Here is a 21,961-nt window from a genome sequence, read left to right as displayed (position 1 = left end):
GGAGATTGAATATGTCATTTTCGTTGAGGGTAAAAAATGAGATCTGCAGATATGCGAATATGAGCAGAGAAGAAGCTGTGGCTGAGTTGTCTGCAATAATGAAGGTAAGCGGTACTTTACTTTTGGGTGGGATAAAAAAGTTTGGCTTTAAGATAATTACGGAAAATGCTCCCACTGCCAGGTTTCTCTTCAAGCTGTTGAAGGATAAATTTGATATACATACGAAGATACTGGCGAAGAGAAGTAATTCTCTAAAAAAAAATCATATATATGAGATAATTATATCGGAAGATGGAAAAGTAAGGGGACTTCTCAAAGAAGTGGGAATTTTAAAAGAGGAAGGAGATATCTTTTCCCTGGATTACAGCATACCGAGGGATATGGTGAGGACTGATCTGCTAAAAAGGGCATATATAAGAGGTGCATTTTTGGGAGGGGGAAGTATCAGCAATCCTGAGAAGACATATCATCTGGAGTTTGTAACCCATAATGATGTATATGCAGGCGATTTGAGCAGCCTTATAAATGAGTACGGATTGAATTCTAAAATAATACAGAGGAAGAACAGCTTTATAGTGTACATCAAGGAAGGGGAACAGATAGTAAATCTTTTAAGTATAATGGGAGCATATTCTGCACTTCTGAAGCTGGAAAACATAAGGATAATGAAGGACATGAGAAATAATGTAAACAGGCTGGTAAACTGTGAAACTGCAAATTTAAGCAAAACTGTGAATGCATCGGTAAGACAAACGGAAAGCATAAAGCTTATACAGAGAAGGATAGGTCTAAACAGGCTCCCTGAGAATTTGAGAGAGATTGCCGAACTTAGGTTGAATTATCCGGATGAATCTTTAAAGGAATTGGGTGAAATGCTGAAACCCAAGGTAGGTAAATCTGGTGTGAACCATAGGTTAAGGAGAATTGAAAAAATAGCAGAGGAGCTTAGAAAAGAAAGGTAGGAACAGAGTATATGTCTAAGCATGAAGATGTAATAAAATATATACTTTCACTGGAAGTTGGCACCAAGATTTCAGTTAGAAGTATAGCGAGTGAATTAGGCGTTAGTGATGGAACAGCATATAGAGCTATAAAAGATTCTGATACTCTGGGAATAGTTACTACCATCCCGCGGGTTGGAACTGTTAGAATAGAAAAAGTTGGGAAGAAAAATATAGATGTCCTGACCTATGGTGAAGTTATAAATGTAGTGGACGGTAGTTTGCTGGGAGGTAAGAATGGTATACATAAGATGCTTCACAGTTTTATAATAGGGGCAATGACTACAGAAGCTATGAAGCGGTATATAAGAAAAGACTGCCTTGTTATAGTTGGAAATAGAGAAGATGCACAAAAACTTGCACTTTTAAATGACGCGGGAGTTCTTATAACCGGAGGTTTTGGATGCAGCGATAGAATAAAGGAACTGGCCAATGAAAAATGTCTTCCCATAATATCCAGCAGCTATGATACTTTTACTGTAGCCAGCATGATAAACAGGGCTATTTCTGAAAATCTCATAAAAAAAGACATAGTTTTAGTAGAGGATATAATGGAGGACAGTCCGTGCTACCTTAAATCCACAGACACAATTGAAAAATGGAAAAAAATAATGCGTGAAGTCAAACACGAGAGATATCCCATAGTGGACAGTGAGAAGAGAGTGGTTGGAATTGTATCCCTGAAGGATTTGTCGAACCACTATGTTGATGATGAACCAGTCAGCAGGATAATGCACAAGGATCCCATCACGGTGACTCCTAAGACCACAGTTGCCTATGCAGCCCATATAATGGGATGGGAGGGTATAGAGCTTTTCCCGGTGGTAAAAGGCAAGAAGTTGGCAGGTGTCATAACCAGGAGGGATGTAATAAAAGCACTTCAGTATATGGCAAGACAGCCCCAGTCGGGAGAAACCCTTGAGGATTCCATGTTGAAAAAATTCGAATTCAATATTGAGGACAATGTGGCGCATTTTAAGGGAAAGATAACTCCTGAAATGCTGGATCCCATTGGTACTGCTTCCTGGAGCTCGCTGAACATGCTCCTTTCCACTGTTGCAATTATGATTTTGAGGCAGAAAAATAATGCAAATATTTTGGTGGACAGTATAAATACCTATTTCATGAAGCCTGTACAGATTGACAGCGAGATTGAAATATATGTTAATGCGATAGATGAGGGTATAAATTACTGCAAAGTGGAAGTTGATATGTATGATGAAAAAAAAAATATAGTCGGGAAATGTATTTTGTCCGCAAGAATGATAAGAAGGTGAAAAGTCCTGATTATTAGTGGAAACTAGGGGGTTGATTGTGATTATGGAGAAAAAATGTAAATGGGTTAGCCTGCATCAGCATACGGAGTATTCCCTTCTGGATTCTTCAGCCAAGATTCCTGAACTCATAGCAAGGGCCAAAGAGCTGGGAATGAACAGCATGGCCATAACGGATCACGGAGTTATGTATGGATGTGTGGATTTTTATAAGGAGGCCAAAGCTCAGGGAATTAAACCCATAATAGGCTGCGAAATATATGTATCCCAGGGAGATATGCATGTAAAACAGAATAATGGCAGAAACAAAAATTATCATCTTGTGCTTCTTGTAAAAAATAAAGAAGGATATTCAAACCTGATGAAGATAGTTTCCACTGCCTCTATTGAGGGATTTTATTATAAACCCCGTGTGGATCATGATTATTTAAAATCCCACAGCAGGGGACTCATAGCATTGAGTGCCTGCATGAACGGTGAAATACAGTCCCATATATTAAATGATGATCTTGATGCAGCCAAAAATGCGGCAATTTTTTACAGGGATACTTTCAGTGATGGATTTTACCTTGAACTACAGTATCATGGAATAGAACAGCAGCTTAAAATAAATGACCGGCTCATTTCAATGTCAAAAGAGCTTGGTATTCCCCTGGTGGCTACTAACGATGTCCACTATATAAGAAAAGAGGACTACAGGGCTCATGATATCCTGCTCTGTATACAAACCGGTAGGACTGTGGATGAAAAGGACAGGATGCGGTATCCCTCGGATGAATTTTATCTGAAGTCCCCGGCAGAAATGTATAAGATGTTTTCAAATGTGCCGGAGGCTCTGGAAAATACAGTTAAGATAGCAGAAGAGTGTAATTTTGACTATGAATTTCACAAGTCAAAACTTCCCAAGTTCCCTCTCCCGGAGGGAGTGGATGCCTATGCTTATCTGAGGGATCTGTGTTATAAGGGGCTAGAAAAAGGATATGAAAATGTAACTGAAAAATTAAAGGAAAGACTGGAATATGAACTTGGTGTAATAAAAACCATGGGATATGTGGATTATTTTCTCATAGTCTGGGATTTTATAAGATTTGCAAGGGAAAATAAAATCATGACAGGTCCCGGCAGGGGAAGCGGAGCTGGTTCCATAGTTGCCTACACTCTTGGGATTACAAAAATAGATCCTATAAAATACAACCTTATTTTTGAACGTTTTTTGAACCCGGAAAGAGTTTCCATGCCTGATATAGACAGTGATTTTTGTTATGAGAGGCGTGGAGAAGTCATAGATTATGTAGTTAGAAAATACGGGGAGAATAACGTATCACAGATTATAACATTTGGAACCATGGCAGCCAGGGCAGTCATAAGGGATGTGGGCAGGGCCATGAATTATTCCTATGCAGAAGTGGATAGAATAGCGAAAATGGTTCCCACAGTTCCGAATATAACTATAGACAGGGCACTTGAAATGAATCCGGAGTTCAAGGAGGCATATGACAGCGAGCCGAGAACCAGGGAACTTATAGATGTGGCGAAGTCCCTTGAAGGACTTCCGAGGCACACTTCTACACATGCTGCTGGAGTCGTGATAGCTTCGAAACCTCTTGTGAATTACGTACCTCTTCAAAAGAATGACGATAATGTAGTAACTCAGTTCACAATGAATACTTTGGAAGAACTTGGGCTTTTAAAGATGGACTTTCTGGGTCTGCGTACCCTGACTGTTCTCAGGGATGCCGTGGACATGATAAAACAGGATAAGGGGAAGGAGATTGATCTTGACAATATAGATTATGACGATCAATCCGTATACAGTATGATAGGCGAGGGGGAGACGACCGGCGTGTTTCAGCTGGAATCCGCCGGAATGACATCTTTCATGAAAGAGTTAAAACCGGATTCACTGGAGGATATTATAGCAGGAATAAGTCTTTACAGGCCGGGGCCCATGTCAGAAATCCCAAAGTACATCAAGAATAAAAAGAATCCGGATGAAATTGAGTACATAACTCCCCAGCTCAAACACATTCTTTCTGTTACCTATGGGTGCATGGTGTATCAGGAACAGGTCATGCAGATCGTAAGGGATTTGGCTGGCTATTCCATGGGCAGGAGTGATCTTGTAAGGAGAGCCATGTCCAAGAAGAAACACAAGGTTATGGAAGAAGAGAGACATAATTTTGTATATGGGATAGTGGATGAAAATGGGAAAATACAGGTTCCGGGCTGTGTAAGAAATGGTATATCTGAGGATATTGCCAACAGGATATACGATTCCATGGTTGATTTTGCCTCATATGCTTTTAATAAATCCCATGCAGCTGCTTATGCAGTGGTGGCATTTCAAACTGCATATTTGATGCACTATTATCCTGTAGAATTTACGGCAGCCATGTTAAACAGCGTGAAGGGCGACAGTGAAAAGGTTGCCTATTACATAAGGTTTGCAAAAAATAAGGGTATAAAAATACTTCCTCCAAGTATCAACGAAAGCTGTGCCAAGTTCACGGTGGAAAATGGCTGTATCAGATTCGGACTTTCTGCTGTAAAAAATGTGGGTGAAAACATAATAGACAGCATAGTCGGGTCAAGAAATCAACATGGTAAATTCAAGGATCTGGCCGATTTCTGCAACAGCATAGATATTGGTGCAATAAATAAAAGAGTGGTGGAAAGTCTTATAAAGGCAGGTGCCTTTGACTGCTTTCATGTATACAGGTCCCAGCTTGTGGCAGTACATGAGAAGGTAATTGACGGCATAATAAATTCCAGAAAAAGAAACATAAAAGGGCAGGTCAGCCTGTTCTCACAAATTGAAGACAGAGGAGTGAAAATACAATATCCCGAAATAGGGGAATTCAAAAAAAGAGATATGCTTGCAATGGAGAAAGAAATGACCGGGCTGTACCTTTCAGGGCACCCTCTTGAGGAATATGCCAAGACCTTGAAACTTCAAACAGATACTAAAATATCCGATATAGTGAGTGTAAAGACCCTGGAAGAGGGCTTTGTAGAGGAGAGCAAGGTAAAAGACGGTGACAGGGTCGTGGTTGGAGGAATACTTTCGGAAGTATCCAAGAAAATAACCAGGAACAACGATATGATGGCTTTTGCAAAGATAGAGGATCTCTACGGCATTGTGGAGATAATAATATTTCCCAAGGTTTTTCAGAAATTTAAAAATTTAATTTATGATGATTCTATGATTATAGTAGAAGGCAGGGTAAGTGTAAGAGAGGAAGAAGATCCCAAGATTCTCTGTGAAAACATAAAACCTCTTGTGAGAGTGGATATCAATAAGCTTTATATATTGATAGGGGACCAGTCGGATTTGAAACAGGCCGTAGATGAAATCAAAACTATATTTTCAGATTTTAAAGGAAATATGCCTGTATATTTATGTACAGCCAAGGAGAGAAAGAAGTTCAGACTTGACAGAGAACTCTGGGTGGAACCCAGTTCAGAACTTGTTTCTATTTTAAAGAAAAAATTTGGAGAAAAAAATTTAAAGATAATTTAAAAATTGGTATATTTTATTGCCGAATAAACAAAATAACATAGGAAGAGCTTTTTCACGGGTTTTGGCAGCCGTGTTCTGAAAATCAGCACCAAAATATGGTGAAAAGGCAATCGTTGTATGTTATAATTGACGTGTAGAAGTTATAAATTTTATTTGTAGTTTCAATGGGACATAAAAAGTCCCTGCGGTCACAGGAGGTAACAAGTATGAAAACAATAGCTGTGTTGACAAGCGGCGGAGATGCTCCAGGCATGAATGCTGCCATAAGGGCAGTGGTGAGAACGGCTTTGGATAAGAAATTTACTGTGATGGGGATAGAAAGAGGATACAGCGGCCTCATAAACGGTGAAGTTATGCCTATGGAAAGAAAAACTGTGGCGGATATCATACAAAGGGGAGGAACTGTATTGAAAACTGCCCGCAGCGAAGAATTTAAGACTGAAAAGGGAAGAAAAAAAGCAGTGGGCGTGCTGAAAAAATTTGGTATAGACGGACTGGTTGTAATTGGAGGAGATGGTTCCTTCAGAGGGGCCCAGGAATTGTCCAAAATGTCCATAGCCACTATTGGAATTCCCGGTACCATAGATAATGACCTGGCATATACGGATTTTACCATAGGATTTGACACGGCAGTAAATACGGTATTGGATGCCATAAATAAATTGAGGGATACTTCCACTTCGCATGAAAGAGTGAGTGTAGTAGAGGTTATGGGAAGAAATTGTGGGGATATAGCGCTTTATTCCGGTCTGGCAGGAGGTGCCGAGAACATAATTCTGCCCGAGATAGGATATGATGGGGATGAACTGTGCAGAAGCATAATCAGGGAAAAAACCAAGGGCAAGCTGCATAATTTGATAGTCCTTGCCGAAGGTATTGGAGGAGCTGAAGCTCTTGCTGAAAAGATACAAAAGGTTACTGGAATAGAGGCTAGAGCCACAAAACTCGGACATATTCAAAGGGGAGGAAGTCCCAGCTGCATGGATAGAATACTGGCTTCCAAATTCGGGTACAGAGCTGTGGAACTGCTGGAAGAGGGAAAAACCTCTAGAGTTGTTGGAATTCGGGGTGGAAAGATTGTCGATTTGGATATAGATGAGGCTTTAAACATGTCAAAACATTTCGATAATAAGTTGTACAATATAGCAAACGCATTGGCTTAGAGGAGGGATATGTACTATGCAAAAGACTAAAATGATTTTTACTATCGGACCTGCAAGTAGTTCGGAGAAAGTTTTATCGAAGCTTATTGAAGCCGGTATGAATGTATCCAGGCATAATTTTTCACACGGGGATTATGCCGAGCATGAAGAGATGATAAATACTGTAAAGAAATTGAGGGAAAGATATGACAGGCCCATAGCAATTATGCTGGACACCAAGGGCCCTGAAATAAGAACGGGGAATTTTAAGGATGATAAGGTGGAATTGAAGGAAAATGAACATTTTGCCGTCTACTGCGGGGAAGATGTCCTCGGCGATGATCATAGATGTTCTATAACCTATGATGGGCTGTGTAAAGATGTCAAAAAGGGAAACCACATATTGATTGATGATGGTTTAATTGATTTGAAAGTTGAAGGTATTGAGGGAAGTAAAATAGATTGTACAGTTGAAAACAGCGGAATTATCAGCAATCACAAGGGAGTAAATGTTCCGGGGGTTTCCGTATCACTTCCGGCTCTTACTAAAAAAGATGAAGAGGATCTGAAGTTTGGATGCAGGATGGGTATAGATATGGTGGCGGCTTCTTTTATAAGAAAAGCTGCAGATGTGCTTGCTATAAGGAAGGTGCTTGAAGCAAATGGAGGACAAGATGTACAGATATTTTCCAAGATAGAGAGCCGTGAAGGTGTTGACAATATAGATGAAATACTTAAATTTTCTGATGGGATAATGATTGCAAGAGGGGATATGGGAGTTGAGATTCCCATAGAACAGGTACCCATGATTCAAAAAATGATAATAGAAAAATGTAACAGGGTGGGAAAACCTGTCATAACTGCTACCCAGATGCTGGATTCCATGATAAGAAATCCAAGGCCTACAAGGGCTGAAGCATCCGATATAGCCAATGCCATATTTGACGGGACGGACGCCATAATGTTGAGCGGGGAATCTGCAAATGGGAAATATCCTGTACAGGCAGCCCAGACCATGGCAAAGATAGCCCAGACTGCAGAGAAGAAAATAAATTACGATAACCTGCTTGAGAGGAAAAGAGAAGCTCATATACAAAATGTTCCCAATGCCATAAGTCTGGCAACTTGTACTACTGCTTCCGAGTTGAATGCTTCTGCCATAATAACTGCCACCCAGAGTGGACATACAGCTAGGATGGTTGCAAAATACAGGCCCGAATGTCATATAATAGCTGTGACTCCGAGCCATAGAGTTGCGAGAAGTCTTGCTCTCAACTGGGGAGTGTACCCGATAACTGCGAAGAGGGCGAATTCTACTGATGAGCTCATAGAAAATTCTGTTAACATAGCTTTAAAGAGCGGTTATGTGCAAAAAGGCGACCTGGTGGTCATAGCTGCAGGCATACCTGTCAGTTATTCCGGAACCACCAATATGCTGAAGGTTCACATAGTGGGTGATATCCTGGTTCAGGGCAGAGGTGCAGGGATAAGACCCGGCTACGGTAACGTGAAAGTTGTTGGAAGTCCCAAAGAATCAGATGAAATTGTTGAGAGAGACGATATACTGGTAGTTAAGAATTTGGATAGGGGATATATGAGTGTGCTGGACAGGGTGTCCGGGGTTATAGCGGAAAGCGGTGGACTGACATCTCATCTTGCCATCGAATGTATATCCAGGGAAATACCTATTATATGCAGCGCAGGAGGTGCTACTGAAGTACTTAAAACCGGGACATTTATAACTATGGACGTTATAAGGGGCATTGTATATAATGGTAGAGCCAATATAATGTAAATCAAAAAAAAGAGCAGCTGACAGCTGCTGTAAAATAAAAATCCTGCAAAGATCAAATATGAGCTGATGAATTCAATTATTTCTGAGAGTCCTTTGAATCCTTTGAATCATCTGACAGATCTTTGCGGTATGAAAAATTGCATGGTTCTCCGTCGCAATTCAATACGATATCGTCATCTTTACCTGTATATATTGCATTTTTGTCCACTGCGTCCTTGTGAAGTTCTCCCTCGTTTGCATTTTCCTTTGATTTTAAGTTCTTTTTGTCCTTCATTATAATACCTCCAAATTTATAAATTTTAATATTTTAAAGTAATTGTTATATTGTCTTATTTAATAATTATTATTGATTAATTATTATTATAACATACTTTGCCAGGTTGTCAATCCTTTTTTGGCTTATTTTGTTTTTTAATTTATAACATTGGAAATAATTATAAATTTATTGTATAATTATTAAATATGTGGATAAAATTATATAATAGAAATCAAGGCAACTGATTCTATATTTTTTGCACCTTTAAAGGTGCAATTTTTTTATATGCGGGAAGAGTTCGGTTTAAAAATAATGTATACTATATGTAGATAATTAATTTTTTTGGCAGGTGAAGACATGAAGGAAAAAATAATGAAAAATTTGAAATACATATTAAGAATAAGTGGAATTGGATACCGCGGTGAAGGGGTCGGAAGGATAGACGGGTTTACGTTTTTTATACCCGGAGCTCTGCAGGGTGAAAAGGTAATTGTAAAAGCAGTAAAAGTAAACAAGAATTTTGCCTTTGGAAAACTGCTCGATGTGGTTGAGCCCTCACCTGAAAGAGTCAATCCACCCTGTGCCGTATATAAAAGATGCGGTGGATGCCAGCTGCAGCATATGTCCTACAGTGCACAGCTGAATTTCAAAAAAAACAGGGTGAGAGAGTGCCTCGAGAGAATAGGAAAATTTGAGGTAACCGAATCCAGCGGGGAGAATTCGTTAAAACTGTACGATACTCTGGGGATGAAAAATCCATACAGGTACAGGAATAAGGTACAGCTTCCAGTTGGCAGGGACGAGTCTGGTTTAAAGATTGGATTCTATGCAAACAGGAGCCATGACATAATAGATATGGACAGCTGTCTCATACAGGATGAGTCTGCGGATAGAGTTGTGAAATCTATAAGAAAATGGATTGAAAAATACAATGTCCCCGTTTACGACGAAAAGACCGGCAGGGGAATCATAAGGCATATAATGATAAGAAAAGCCTTTGTTACAGGAGAGATAATGGTTGTAATTGTGACTTCCGTGTCCGAAATTCCTCACAAGGCTGAATTTATAGAAGCCCTGATCCAGAATATTCCCCATATAGTGAGTATAATTCAAAATATAAATGACAGAAGGACCAACGTTATACTGGGAGATAAATCTGTAACACTGTGGGGAAAAGACAGTATAAGCGACTATATAGGCAAATTCAGATTTAACATATCACCCATGTCCTTCTTTCAGGTAAATCCACTGCAGACTAAGATCCTCTACCGAAAAGTACTGGAATATGCCCATCTTACGGGGAATGAAATTGTATTTGATGCCTACTGCGGCACCGGCACCATTTCTCTTTTCCTCTCGCAGAAGGCAAAAAAGGTCTATGGAATTGAGATAGTGGAGTCTGCAGTTGAAAATGCCGGAGTAAATGCCAGGGAAAACGGCATCCACAATGTGAAATTCATATCAGGCAAATCTGAAGAAATAATACCAAAACTTGCAGAAGAGGGCATAAAGGCCGATGTGATGGTAGTGGATCCTCCGAGAAAAGGCTGTGATGCAGCTCTTCTCCGTTCCGCTGCCAGTATGTCCCCGAGGACTATAGTCTATGTATCCTGTGATCCTGCCACGCTGGCCAGAGATCTTGGGATATTGAGCAATCTGGGCTATAGACCTGAAAAGGTTCAGCCAGTGGACATGTTCCCGCAGACGGCCCACGTGGAGACTATAGTTAAGCTCAAAAGGAAAGACAGTTAGAGAAATTGGTATAACTGTGGTTATAAAATCGTAAAAGCTGTATATGTTTGGTGATACAGGGGTAGGAAACAATAAATATTTTACTAGAATATAAAACCACTCGTCTATATCATACGTAAACAATAATTTTGATACAATAGAAGTCCTTGATTTTCAAGGACTTTGAGTGCTTTTTGAAGGAATTTAAATAGAAGAATTAAGGCTTACAGCTTAGGATAAAAGGTTATATAGCAAAGCAATTCTAAGTTTAAAAATGATTAGAAGTGTGGTACATCTCATATTTACGAGGATACTTTAAAAAAAGCTTTTTTATAGGCTTTTAATAGTATTGTTAAAAATAAAGATGAGATATTAAAAGGTTACGAAGTTATAATACAAGCTTTAATTGATACTGCAAAACTAGATAAGGAAAGTGCTAATCTACAAAATGAACTTGAAGTAGTAGCAGAATTATTAAAAAGTGTGTGGAGGAAAATGGATACACAGCTTTAGATCGAGCTGAATATGAAGAACGTTATAATCCATTAACAAAACGTTATGAAGCTATAGAAAATAAGATTACAGAAATTAATAACAAACGGATTGAGAGAACTGCTAAACAAGAGAGAATAGAGGAATTTATAAAGATATTAGAAAAAAGTTCTACTATTTTAACAGAGCTTGATGATGGGATTTGGAATGCAGTTATCGAAGTAGTAAAAGTGAATTCGGAAAGAAAGATAACCTTTGTTTTTAAAGATGGGTTTAAGTTACAGTGGAATATATAAGTAGATGAATACCCGTATAGTTGGCAGAAATGATTACTTTACGGATATTTTTTACTTTAATTGATTAACTTTGTTTTATTTATGTAAAAAAGTGCTGCTGCATATTTAATTTCAGAGAAATAGTCTATATACTTACTTTATAAGTAGTAAAATTTAAAAAACTGAAAAAGTATAAGAAAACAGAATAGAGGTGAGCCATATGTCAAAATACACGGATGAAGAAATTAGAAAATTTTCTAAAATTACTTGTAAAATTGCAGCTGATTATCTTGGAATATCACCAATGGCAGTCAGCATTGGCATGAGAAATGACCTGCTTCCAATAGGATTTGCTATACATAATGAAGATAAATATTCAAATAGCTGGAGTTACCAAATTATTGCCGAACGATTAATTGCATATAAGTATGGAAGAATATCAGAAGTTCAGGTTCAGAACATAGAAAAGAGTCTCAATACAATTATTTCTCAATTTGAAGAAATGAAAAAAGATCTGCTTTTTATATTAAGCGAAAGCGTGGAACAAGAGACCTAAAATTATTCGAATATGCGTTTTCGCTTGATTCTGAAGAGAAAGATATTGAAGAGAAAAATAGTACACTTTAAACCTAAAGAAATTATGGAAAAGAGGGATTGATATGCCTGAGGAACAATTCATTAAAATAAGTAGAGAACTTCTGTATAAAGAAATATGGGAAATCTCAGCATCTGGTGTTGCAAAGAAATATAACGTTCCCTATGCTGAACTGCTTAGGCTTTGCAAGGAGATAGAACTCCCTATTCCACCATCAGGGTACTGGACTAAGTTGAGTTTTGGAAAACCAGTTTCTAAAACACCGCTGCCAAAATCTTCTCATAGTGAAGTTTTACTTCCTATTAACATTATACCAAAACACTTAAAACATTCATCTTCCTCTGAAACCATAGGTGAAGTGAAAGCAGAGAAAAGCCAATCAAAAATACTAGGTGATACTATAGATATAGTACAGACTGAAGGTATCAGGAAACAATCAGACGTTGAAATTATAGATGGAAATAATAGTCAGCTTGCTTATCGTACAGTTTCAGGAGAACGAAATATTTATAATCGTGAAAAGCTATATGAAGAGGTATGGTCAAAATCAGTTGTTCAAGTGGCACTTCAATATGGTGTATCGGATGTTGTGATACACAAGGTTTGCAAATCATTGAATGTGCCTGTTCCCCCACGAGGATATTGGGAAAGGATTCATGCTGGGGAAAAAGTAAAAAGGCCTCATCTTCCTGCTGCAAAAGGAATTGCTGAAGAAATTGGTTCAAAAACTTTTGAAGGTATTAAAGTGCAAAATGTGACACAACAGACACTTGCTTTTTTGACAGCAGACGAACGGCAAAAGGTATTAATTGCAGCGGAGCAGCTTCAAGTATTAGATGAAAATGTAAAATTGCATAAGAAAATCAGAGCTTACCAAGCTAAAGTAAAGGAATGGAATAAAGACGACAAAAAACCGGAAGGCTCCCAAAGAAGTTTTAAAAATTATTTTAATCGACCTCCTTTTCTTGCTGGTGTCATTTCAAATGAAACACTTCCACGTGTTTATCGTATTCTTGATACTCTTTATCGTCAAGTTGAGTCGCTGGGTGGTTCAGTTAATGAAGATCTTTCACTTACAATTAGAAACGAACATGTAACTTTTGAAGTATTTGAAGCTCAAGATAAAATCAATCATGAAATTAGCCGGCAGGAAGCACAGCAATTAGTTATCTATGAAGATGCAAAACGCCATAATGGATGGGCAAGTCAACCCAATATTAGAAAATATGATTATGTTTTCAATGGAAAACTAAGAATTTGTATCCGTAAAAGTAGACATTTTAGGGATTCCCAAAAGGAAAAGGTAGAATCTAGGCTCGGTGATATGCTAATAGAACTCTATGAAGAATCTGAAGTGGTTCGTAAAAAACGAGAAGCTTTTGAAGATGCGAAAAGGAAAGAAGCTGAGGAGGAAAGGCTACGTGAAGAACGTAGAATTCGATATAATGAGGAAGTTGATAAGACTATTGCATTAACAAATATGTCACAGGATTATTATACAGCCTGTAAAATCAGAGCATATATAAATGCTTTAGAATCAAAAGTTGACGTGAATGATGAAAAGGCTGCTGAATGGATTGAATGGGCAAAGAAAAAGGCTGATTGGTATGATCCAACGGTAGATAGAAAAGATGAGTTATTAGGTGAGAGAGAACATGGCGAAAACGAAGAGAGAAAAGCCATTAGAAAATCATATTATTAGTAAAAATAAGTTTTGATTTAAATACAGTGCACCTTTTAGCAGAAATCATATACAGTTTAGCAATATTAAAATCGATACCTTCAATGAAGAAGTCGCTAAATTGTATCAATATTATAGTTATTAGACATGTGGGGACAGTTGTTAAGATTAAAAGAAAAGACAGTTAGAGACATTGGTATAGCTGGGATTAGGAAATGTTAAAGGTTGTATATGTTTAGTGATACAGGGTTAGTAAACGGTAAGAAAAAGAAAATATAGCAAAAGTTATTAAGCTAGAAAGCCTTTGAGTGTTGCAGGTGATGCACTTAAGGCTTTTTTATATAGACAAAATGTGTGTTAACTGATATAAGATTATGAATTGAAATTTCCTGTGCTATAATATTTATGTAAAACGGTGGTTAGGAGCGATTAAAATGTCTGATATAAAATTATTTAAAATAGATGATAAAGTAGAAGAGCTGCCAGCTAAATGGGCAACATTAGAGAGAGAATTGCAAACATTAATTGAAAAAAATATGTCTGTATTTTTTGGCGTCAACTTTCTTAAAAGTGAATATACAACATCAAATGGAGGGCGCATAGATAGTTTAGGCATAGATGAAAATAATTGTCCTGTAATTTTTGAATATAAAAGAGCTAGCAATGAAAATGTAATAAATCAAGGATTGTTTTATCTGGATTGGCTTTTGGATCATAAAGCTGATTTTGAACTTTTAGTTATGAATACATTAGGAAAGGAATTCTCAGATAAGCTTGATTGGAGTATGCCACGCCTTATTTGCATAGCGGGAGATTTTACTAAATATGATGAATATGCTGTAAAACAAATAAATAGAAATATAGATTTAATACGATATAAAAAATTTGGAGAGAAACTTTTGATGTTTGACCTGATAAATTCTAATGTAGCTACAGCAATTAAGGACACGAATACAGAAAAAGTAGTTAAACAGAGTACAGATAAAACTTTTGATGAACAATTGGAAACGACGAGTTCAAAATTAAGAGAATTATATTATTCTCTTAGAGACTATGTTTTGGCATTAGGCGATGATGTTACGGAAAATAAATTAAAATTGTATAGTGCATTTAAGAAAATAAAAAATATTGTATGTGTAGAAGTTAGGATGAAAAGCATAATGCTATATTTAAGGTTAAGTCCAGAAGACATTGTGCTTGAAAATGGTTTTACAAGAGATGTAAGTAAAGTTGGCCATTGGGGAACTGGAGATTTGGAACTCACAATAAAAAATGCTAAGGATTTTGAGAAGGCTAAGGAATATATTGATAAGGCTTATGAAATGAATTAATCAGCCTGAAATGATTTCTCAAAAATTACTTTTTAGTAGTTAGCGGAGAGGTAATTATAAATATGTGTATGTAAAAGGTGATTAATTTGCAACAGAATAAAAGTAAATAGGGGGACATTATTTTGAAAAATTTATTATTAGGTAATGGTATTAATATTCAATTTGGTGGGATTGCATATAGTAGCAATTTTATTATGAAGAGGATAAAATATCGTGCCAAACTTGATAGTTATAAAAGATTATTTGGAAATAGGCTTACAGGGAGTGAGATAGTTAATTTATTAGAAAACTTTGTTGGAGAAGGTAACAAAATTCGTGATGGTGAGTATGATACTTTTGCTATAGATATAGACACCACAGATGCGTTAAAAGATTTTAAAAATCGTTATGATTCTTTGATAGAGAATCCATATGATATTATGCTTGAAGATTGGTTTTTTGTTGTTCATATGTTCTTTTTAAAAAATATTGATTTGGAGGAAAATAGGCAGTTAGCTGTACAAGGGTTTGAATATTTAATACTTGATGCAATATTTAATAGTGGTAAAATTCAAGAAATTTATAAAGGCATGAAAGAAAATAAAAAAGTTGGACGATTTTTTCAATCTTTTGATAACATATATACTTTGAATTACGATAATAATATCGAGAATTTAACACATAAAGAAGTTTACCATCTTCATGGGGACTTTTCAGTTTTAACAAATAGTGAAAATGAAAAGAATGTTTTAGGTTACATTAGAAGAAACGCTGGTGAAACTGTAGTTCTTGATGATATGATACATTGTTTTTGTAATGCCCTTTTGAGTTATAGTGGCAAATTAAAATATAAAATAATAAGTGATAATCATCGCTTAATTATGGAATCCGAAACTTTTGCAAATAGGTATGCAGATGAAGTGGAATTTAAGAAGCAGGTAGAAAAACTAAAAGAAGAAAAGCCTTTAGAATATAAAATGATTATGACAAAGATTTTACATCCAGAGTTGAATATGGCAACAGAATACCACTTTGATAGCTTCAGTAAAATAAAAAATGAACTGTATATTATAGGAATATCTCCTAACAATGATGCGCATATTTTTGATGCTATATTGAACAATAAAAGTTTATCTAAAATAATTTTCTATTACTATGATGAAAGAGATAGAATGTTTATTGAAAACCACTTTCCAAAAGAGTTATTTCAATGTGAGAAAGTGAATACCCTATGGGCAGCATTAGATTGCAAAGTTAAGACGTATAATTGTAATTACAATTTGGCAATTAAAGATTTTGAAAAATTTATTGATATATTCAATGCGTTATCAGATGATGCAGTCACAAAAGAGACTATAGTTAAAAAGATAAATCAGATTCCTAAATTTGAAATGCAACGATTGTGTAAGTTAGTTAAAGAAGATATGAATAAGAGAAATCCTAATCATTCTACAACAAGTGAAAAAGAATTTTTACAACAGAATGCAAGTATTAGTTATATAGCATTACAGGAAGGTGTAGTACCTTCTGTGCTTTATATGATTTGTATAATGAATTTTGAGTACATTAAAAATTAAAATTGCTGAAATTATTTTGTAAAGATATATTCCTACAAACGTCAAAACTTAAAAAATAGCTGTTGCTTTATTCCCACGAACGAACATATGTAAAAAAGGCGAAATTTACAGTCTCAACCTGAGTTCACATTGATCCAAGCCCTATTAGCCATACGTAAACTATAATATTGATACAATAGAAAGTTCTTGATTTCAGGGACTTTTAATTTTTTGAACTAAAATGAGTAAGAAAATTTAAGAGCTGAAGTTTGATTTTAATTATAAAAATATATATTTGTGGAATTTTAAATTAGGATGTGTATTCTTAGCAGATAATGATAGATAAAAATTTGAAAATGTAGGTTTGTTTTTTTTACGTGAAATTAAGGATATTTAGATATTTGTTTGGTTTTGAAAAAAATATATGTAATGGTAACTATGTGAACTGCTCCCTGTCAAGTAGACAGATGAAAAAATAAAAATGTTTTTATATATTCAACCATGGTTTTATGGTTGGATATATTTTTATGCTGCTTTATTTTTTAAATAAATTCTGTACTCTAATGGCGTCATGCAGTTTAATCGCTTTTGGTATCGACCAGTGTTATAATAATCTATGTAATCGGTGACTGCTTGCTTAAGTTCATTGTAGGAATTAAAAGACTTTAAATAATACATTTCAGATTTTAACATTCCCCAGAATGCTTCCATTGGACCATTATCAATGCATCTGGATATTCTTGACATACTTTGTGTCATTTCAGCATCATTTAGCTTTTTCTTAAATGCCTTGGTAGTATATTGAAATCCACGATCACTATGAAAAATTGGTTTCGCATCAGGATATTTCTCATGAGCTAAATCAAAGGTTTTAAATACAAGATCATTGTTATTAGAGTGACCAATGACAAATGAAACAATACTCTTGTCACTCAAATCCAATATGGCACTTAAGTAGGCTTTACTGCTTGTACCATACTTCATCTCTGTTACATCAGTAAGCCATTTTTCACCAAAATTATCTGCTATAAATTTACGGTTCAGGATGTTATCCGCTGTAACCTGTGGAGTAGATTTAATATACTTCTTTCTTTTTCGTCTGCAAACAGACTTTAAATTTAGTATCTGCATTAGTCTGTAAACCCGTTTATGATTGATATGAAAATCATTTTCTCTATTCAACTTTATTGTCATTTGTCTATATCCAAGAATTCCACCTTTTGCCTCATAGGCATCTTTTATTAGCAGTATCAATACTTTATTAAACATTTCATTTTTATTTTCTTTGCGGCTTAACCATTTATAATAAGAAGAACGTGGAATTTCTGCAAATTTACATAATACCGAAATAGGATATTCTTTTTCATTGTGTATTTCTTGAATCGCTACATAAATATTTTCATTCTGAACTTGGCTTAAAATCGCCTCCTTTCTATTTCGTCGAGTTTTTTTAAGAATTCCATCTCCATTTCTTTTCGCTTGTTTTCTGCCTTTAACAGACGATTTTCAGCGCGAAGTTTTTCCAACTCTGACATTTCATCTTCAGGTTTAATATGACCTCTGCGGTCAAGCAGTCCTTTAACTCCGTTTGTCTCATATTTTTTAAGCCAGGTGTAAACCTGTTGGTATGATACTTGATATTTTTCAGCTGTTTGAGCATAGTTATTTTCATTCTCAATACAGCATTTAACTATTGTAATCCGTTCTTCATAAGTGGTTTTTCGTCCTTTAGTCATGATAGTTGTTCCTCCTGTTCCAGAGGTTTTTAATTCCTCATGACTATTATACTTTATAATCCACTTTCTGAGTTGAGTTGTACTACGCATTTTATATTTAATTAAAATTTCTGGTACTGAAAGCCTACGGCTGAAATAATCGTGTACTGCATTTTTCTTTATATATGAAGAATATTTTCTGCACTTATTATTTTCCTTAAATGCAGTAATTCCAAAAGTCTTATATAAACGGAGCCAATCTTTAAGTCCAGATTGACTTACGTTATATATACGACAGCTTTCTCTGAATCCATTAGTACCATTAAGATATTCAGTTACAATCTTTACTTTTTCTTCAAAGGAAAACTTATGTTTAAATGACATTGAAAATACTCCCTCCTAAGTAAACAAGTTTTATTATTTCACTTGTCTACCTAGAAGGGAGCATATCAATGGTGATGTGTCATCTCATTTTATGATTTATAAAAATCTATGGAAAATATCAATTGCAAGTTTTGTTTGAGTAAAAGCTAAGAAACTATGGTCATCTTTTGATGATAAAAAGCTGAGCATTAAATTAAATATACAGATGTATGGTAGTATAATAGAATATAGCATATATTAGATAATTTAATAGAGGAGAGGATTTTGTGGATTATACAAAAGTTGAATTGCTTCAATATTTTAGGAAAAACTCAGAGGATACTTTTAGAAAGGAATATTCAATAAAAACAACTAATCAAAGTAAAACTAAACAAATGGATAAAAATATGGACAAGCTTAAAGCAGAAATTATAGAACAAATTGAAAAAAGATATATGAAGAGAAATGAAAGGGTGGAAAAAATATTTCTTGCTACATATTGTTGGACAGTTGTTTCTTTAGAAAGAAGGAATGCCTTATGGGCGTACAATAGTATGGATCTTTCACGTAGGAGCGGGGAACTATGGGAAAGGTTGATTAAAGTATCTTGGAAGTATCCTGTTAATGAAGAAATATCTATTTTTAAAGCCCCAAGTTTTGTTGATGTTATGAGCAAAATTAAGATATCATATAGAAATAAACTGGATAGGATGAGCTTATCAGATATCGAGAAAAAATGGATATATACTGAATATACGAAAATTTGGGATCTTTTGGGCAAAGGTATTAATTTGGATTCAGACCAGTTGTTTGAAAATTCAAATGAAAAATTTATTATAGATTTTAAAGGAAGCTATGGAAGCAATGAAAAAGGGAATAAAGATAGGCTGCTTTCTGTAGCAAGGGTTTATTCTTTACTTAATTATTATCATTTAACAACTAAGCCGTATAAATGTATTTTAGCAGTTAGAACAATTCAGGGAGCTGGACATAATTATTTAAGACAGCTTGAAGATTCTGGATTATGGAAAGTTAGAAGAAGAGAAGAAGTATATAATATGGTTCAAGAATTTACTGGTTTTGACATTTTAAATTGTATTAGTGAAAATCAGCTAGAATTCTCAACGGATTTTAATCAAGATACTATTAATTATATGAAAAGTAATTTTACATCAAGACAACATCAAACGTTCCTTGATTACTATTTGACTTGGTGGTAGGAAAATATCAGTTTTAATAAATGATTGATATTAAAGAATAGTATGGTATAATCAATTCTGACTTAAGTATTAACTTAAGTCAGAATTTTTAGTAAAGGAGCGTTAGTTAATTATAGAAATCTAAGAATAAGTGAGCATATTAAAGAAAATCAAAGATTATGGAGGAAGGAGATTTTGATATGGGAAATATTTATTGCTCTTATTATACTAAGTGTGACTATATAACAAATTATATGTGTAAAATGCTTGATTTTAATGAACAGCATAAAGTTTTAGAGCCATCGGCTGGAGATGGTGTGTTCATCGATAAACTTATCGAGCAAGTACCAAATATTAAAATTGATGCATTAGATTTAAATCAAGAAGCGGTTAAAGTTTTAAAAAACAAGTATTCTAATAAGCCAAATATTAATGTAATTCATACTGATACACTTTTTAATGAAGATCTAGACAAATATGTTAAAAATGGAGGAGAATATGATAGGATTATAGGAAATCCGCCTTATGGTGCTTGGTTAGATTATGACAAGCGAGCGGATCTAAAAGAAAAGTACAGTGGCTATTATGTGAAAGAAACATATTCCTTATTTTTGCTTAGGTGTATATCTTTATTAAAAAACAAAGGAAAATTATCTTTTATTATACCTGATACTTTTCTATTTTTACATAGACACTCTAGTTTGAGAGAATATATACTTACAAATACAAAGATAATTGAAGTAATAACTTTTCCTTCAAAAGTTTTTCCTAATGTTCAATTTGGATATTCTAAATTATCTATAATAACATTGCAAAAGGAAAATGATAAAAATACTGCAACAAATCATACACTTAGATTGATTACTGGATTAAAGGAGAAAGAGGACATTGATTTAGTTAGAGAAGGTAAGGCTAATAACTTCAACTATATGGAATTAAATCAACAAGATATTTATAATAATCCAAATCACGCTTTTTATATGAATATAAATGAACAAATTAATGAAATTATTAATAATGCTGAATGTAGATTAGGTGATATAGCCAATTGTGTAACTGGAATATATGTAGGAGACAATAAAAGGTTTATGAAAGTGAAATCACTAAATGTAAGAAATTCAAAGGGATATGAAATAATTTCAGAGGATGAAATTGCTAATGAATATATTGAAGAACCAAATTTAATTAATGGTTTATCCGAAAAAAAATACATTCCAATTGTTAAGGGAAGTTCAAATAGTAGATATTTGCGAAAAGAATACCCATGGTTTGTAAATTGGAGTGCTGAAGCAGTAAACCATTATAATAATGACAAAAAAGCTCGGTTTCAAAACTCACAATTCTATTTTAAACAAGGAATAGTTCTTCCTATGGTTAAGTCTAGTATGATTAGAGCTACATTGATTTCAAATATGGTTTTTGATCAATCTGTAGTTGGTGTATTTCCTAAGCAAGAAAAATATACTTTATTTTTATTAGGTTTGCTTAATTCAGATATTGTTAGAGATATAATTACTACTATTAATCCCTCAGCTAACAATTCAGCAAACTATATAAAAAAGATACCAGTAATTATTCCTAATGAAGAGATGTTTAACTTTATTATCCATAAGGTTAAAACAATCATTAATTGTATATATAATGGAGAAGATGAGGTTGCTATTAGAAGTATCCATAATGAATTAAACTCAATTTTTAGTAGTTTATACTTAATATAAACAGAATTTTATAGTTACAAATCTGAGCTAACAAGTTAACGAAAAAAGATTCTTTATGGATATAGAAGATAGAGCGGCCTGAAATGTACTTAAATTGATGACTGCAATGATCTAGATAGAAAAAGTCGGGTAATGGCAAAAGGTATACTCAAGAGTTTAAAGCTGATGTAATGGAAAATTTTATTAAACTAAAAGGAATAGTAAATATGTGATATTCAGAGAATTCATAGTTCCGAAGTGTCCACCTTTTTTGAGATAGCATGCAGGTTCTAGAAATTTTATACTTTAAATGATTAAATTATTAATCAAAATGATGAAAATGTATGCTTTTATTTCTA

General features: G+C 34.8%; 16 protein-coding genes. 13 read left to right on the top strand and 3 right to left on the bottom strand.

The window, feature by feature from the left end; genetic code table 11:
* The first annotated feature begins 11 nt into the window (after positions 1–11).
* The 5 genes from whiA to pyk all read left to right on the top strand — a co-directional run bounded on the left by whiA (position 12) and on the right by pyk (position 8,732).
* Positions 12–962, top strand: a complete 951-nt coding sequence (whiA, locus tag AB8S09_RS02495; RefSeq protein ID WP_369868449.1) for a DNA-binding protein WhiA — start codon at positions 12–14, stop codon at positions 960–962.
* A gap of 11 nt (positions 963–973) precedes the next feature.
* Positions 974–2,278: a DRTGG domain-containing protein gene (locus tag AB8S09_RS02490; protein WP_294181072.1), complete on the top strand. Its 1,305-nt coding sequence runs from the start codon at positions 974–976 to the stop codon at positions 2,276–2,278.
* A 43-nt stretch (positions 2,279–2,321) separates the two neighbouring features.
* A complete protein-coding gene (locus AB8S09_RS02485) occupies positions 2,322–5,795 on the top strand; it encodes a DNA polymerase III subunit alpha (protein WP_294181071.1) in 3,474 nt (1,157 codons plus the stop codon).
* A gap of 206 nt (positions 5,796–6,001) precedes the next feature.
* Positions 6,002–6,958, top strand: coding sequence for a 6-phosphofructokinase (pfkA, locus tag AB8S09_RS02480; protein ID WP_294181069.1), 957 nt, complete (start codon positions 6,002–6,004; stop codon positions 6,956–6,958).
* A gap of 16 nt (positions 6,959–6,974) precedes the next feature.
* Positions 6,975–8,732 (top strand): pyruvate kinase, encoded by a 1,758-nt coding sequence (pyk, locus tag AB8S09_RS02475; protein WP_294181068.1) that lies wholly within the window; start codon positions 6,975–6,977, stop codon positions 8,730–8,732.
* A 76-nt stretch (positions 8,733–8,808) separates the two neighbouring features.
* On the opposite strand, the gene AB8S09_RS02470 is transcribed toward pyk, so the two are convergent.
* Positions 8,809–9,006, bottom strand: coding sequence for a hypothetical protein (locus AB8S09_RS02470; RefSeq protein ID WP_369868448.1), 198 nt, complete (start codon positions 9,004–9,006; stop codon positions 8,809–8,811).
* A gap of 339 nt (positions 9,007–9,345) precedes the next feature.
* Here AB8S09_RS02470 and rlmD point away from each other — a divergent pair, with 339 nt between their 5' ends.
* The 6 genes from rlmD (at position 9,346) to AB8S09_RS02440 (ending at position 16,649) form a co-directional block, all read left to right on the top strand.
* A complete protein-coding gene (rlmD, locus tag AB8S09_RS02465) occupies positions 9,346–10,740 on the top strand; it encodes a 23S rRNA (uracil(1939)-C(5))-methyltransferase RlmD (protein ID WP_369868447.1) in 1,395 nt (464 codons plus the stop codon).
* A 464-nt stretch (positions 10,741–11,204) separates the two neighbouring features.
* Positions 11,205–11,507, top strand: coding sequence for a hypothetical protein (locus AB8S09_RS02460; RefSeq protein ID WP_369868446.1), 303 nt, complete (start codon positions 11,205–11,207; stop codon positions 11,505–11,507).
* A 199-nt stretch (positions 11,508–11,706) separates the two neighbouring features.
* The gene (locus AB8S09_RS02455) at positions 11,707–12,042 is read left to right on the top strand and encodes a hypothetical protein (protein WP_369868445.1); all 336 of its coding nucleotides are present in this window, start codon (positions 11,707–11,709) and stop codon (positions 12,040–12,042) included.
* A 103-nt stretch (positions 12,043–12,145) separates the two neighbouring features.
* Complete coding sequence (locus AB8S09_RS02450) at positions 12,146–13,783, top strand: hypothetical protein (RefSeq protein WP_369868444.1); 1,638 nt, start codon at positions 12,146–12,148, stop codon at positions 13,781–13,783.
* Positions 13,784–14,196: 413 nt separating this feature from the next.
* Complete coding sequence (locus AB8S09_RS02445) at positions 14,197–15,093, top strand: DUF5655 domain-containing protein (protein WP_369868443.1); 897 nt, start codon at positions 14,197–14,199, stop codon at positions 15,091–15,093.
* A gap of 122 nt (positions 15,094–15,215) precedes the next feature.
* Positions 15,216–16,649, top strand: a complete 1,434-nt coding sequence (locus AB8S09_RS02440; protein WP_369868442.1) for a hypothetical protein — start codon at positions 15,216–15,218, stop codon at positions 16,647–16,649.
* 504 nt (positions 16,650–17,153) lie between these two features.
* Here the strand turns inward: AB8S09_RS02440 and AB8S09_RS02435 are convergent.
* Positions 17,154–18,050 carry an IS3 family transposase gene (locus AB8S09_RS02435; RefSeq protein WP_369868496.1) on the bottom strand — a complete coding sequence of 299 codons (897 nt, stop codon included), beginning with the start codon at positions 18,048–18,050 and terminating at the stop codon, positions 17,154–17,156.
* On the bottom strand, positions 18,044–18,727 hold the full coding sequence (locus AB8S09_RS02430) for a helix-turn-helix domain-containing protein (RefSeq protein WP_369868441.1): 684 nt from the start codon (positions 18,725–18,727) through the stop codon (positions 18,044–18,046). Before AB8S09_RS02430 ends, AB8S09_RS02435 begins: the two co-directional genes overlap by 7 nt.
* A 266-nt stretch (positions 18,728–18,993) precedes the next feature.
* Here AB8S09_RS02430 and AB8S09_RS02425 point away from each other — a divergent pair, with 266 nt between their 5' ends.
* Both AB8S09_RS02425 and AB8S09_RS02420 read left to right on the top strand, forming a co-directional pair.
* Entirely contained in the window at positions 18,994–19,926 is a 933-nt protein-coding gene (locus AB8S09_RS02425; RefSeq protein WP_369868440.1) for a hypothetical protein, read from the top strand.
* 179 nt (positions 19,927–20,105) lie between these two features.
* Positions 20,106–21,623 carry an Eco57I restriction-modification methylase domain-containing protein gene (locus AB8S09_RS02420; protein ID WP_369868439.1) on the top strand — a complete coding sequence of 506 codons (1,518 nt, stop codon included), beginning with the start codon at positions 20,106–20,108 and terminating at the stop codon, positions 21,621–21,623.
* Positions 21,624–21,961: the final 338 nt, after the last annotated feature.

It is taken from the genome of Clostridium lapidicellarium (assembly GCF_041224415.1).
Classification (GTDB): Bacteria; Bacillota; Clostridia; order Clostridiales; family Clostridiaceae; genus Clostridium_B; species Clostridium_B lapidicellarium.
The sequence above is the reverse complement of the archived record's forward strand: the minus strand, read 5'-3'. Positions and strand labels throughout refer to the sequence as shown.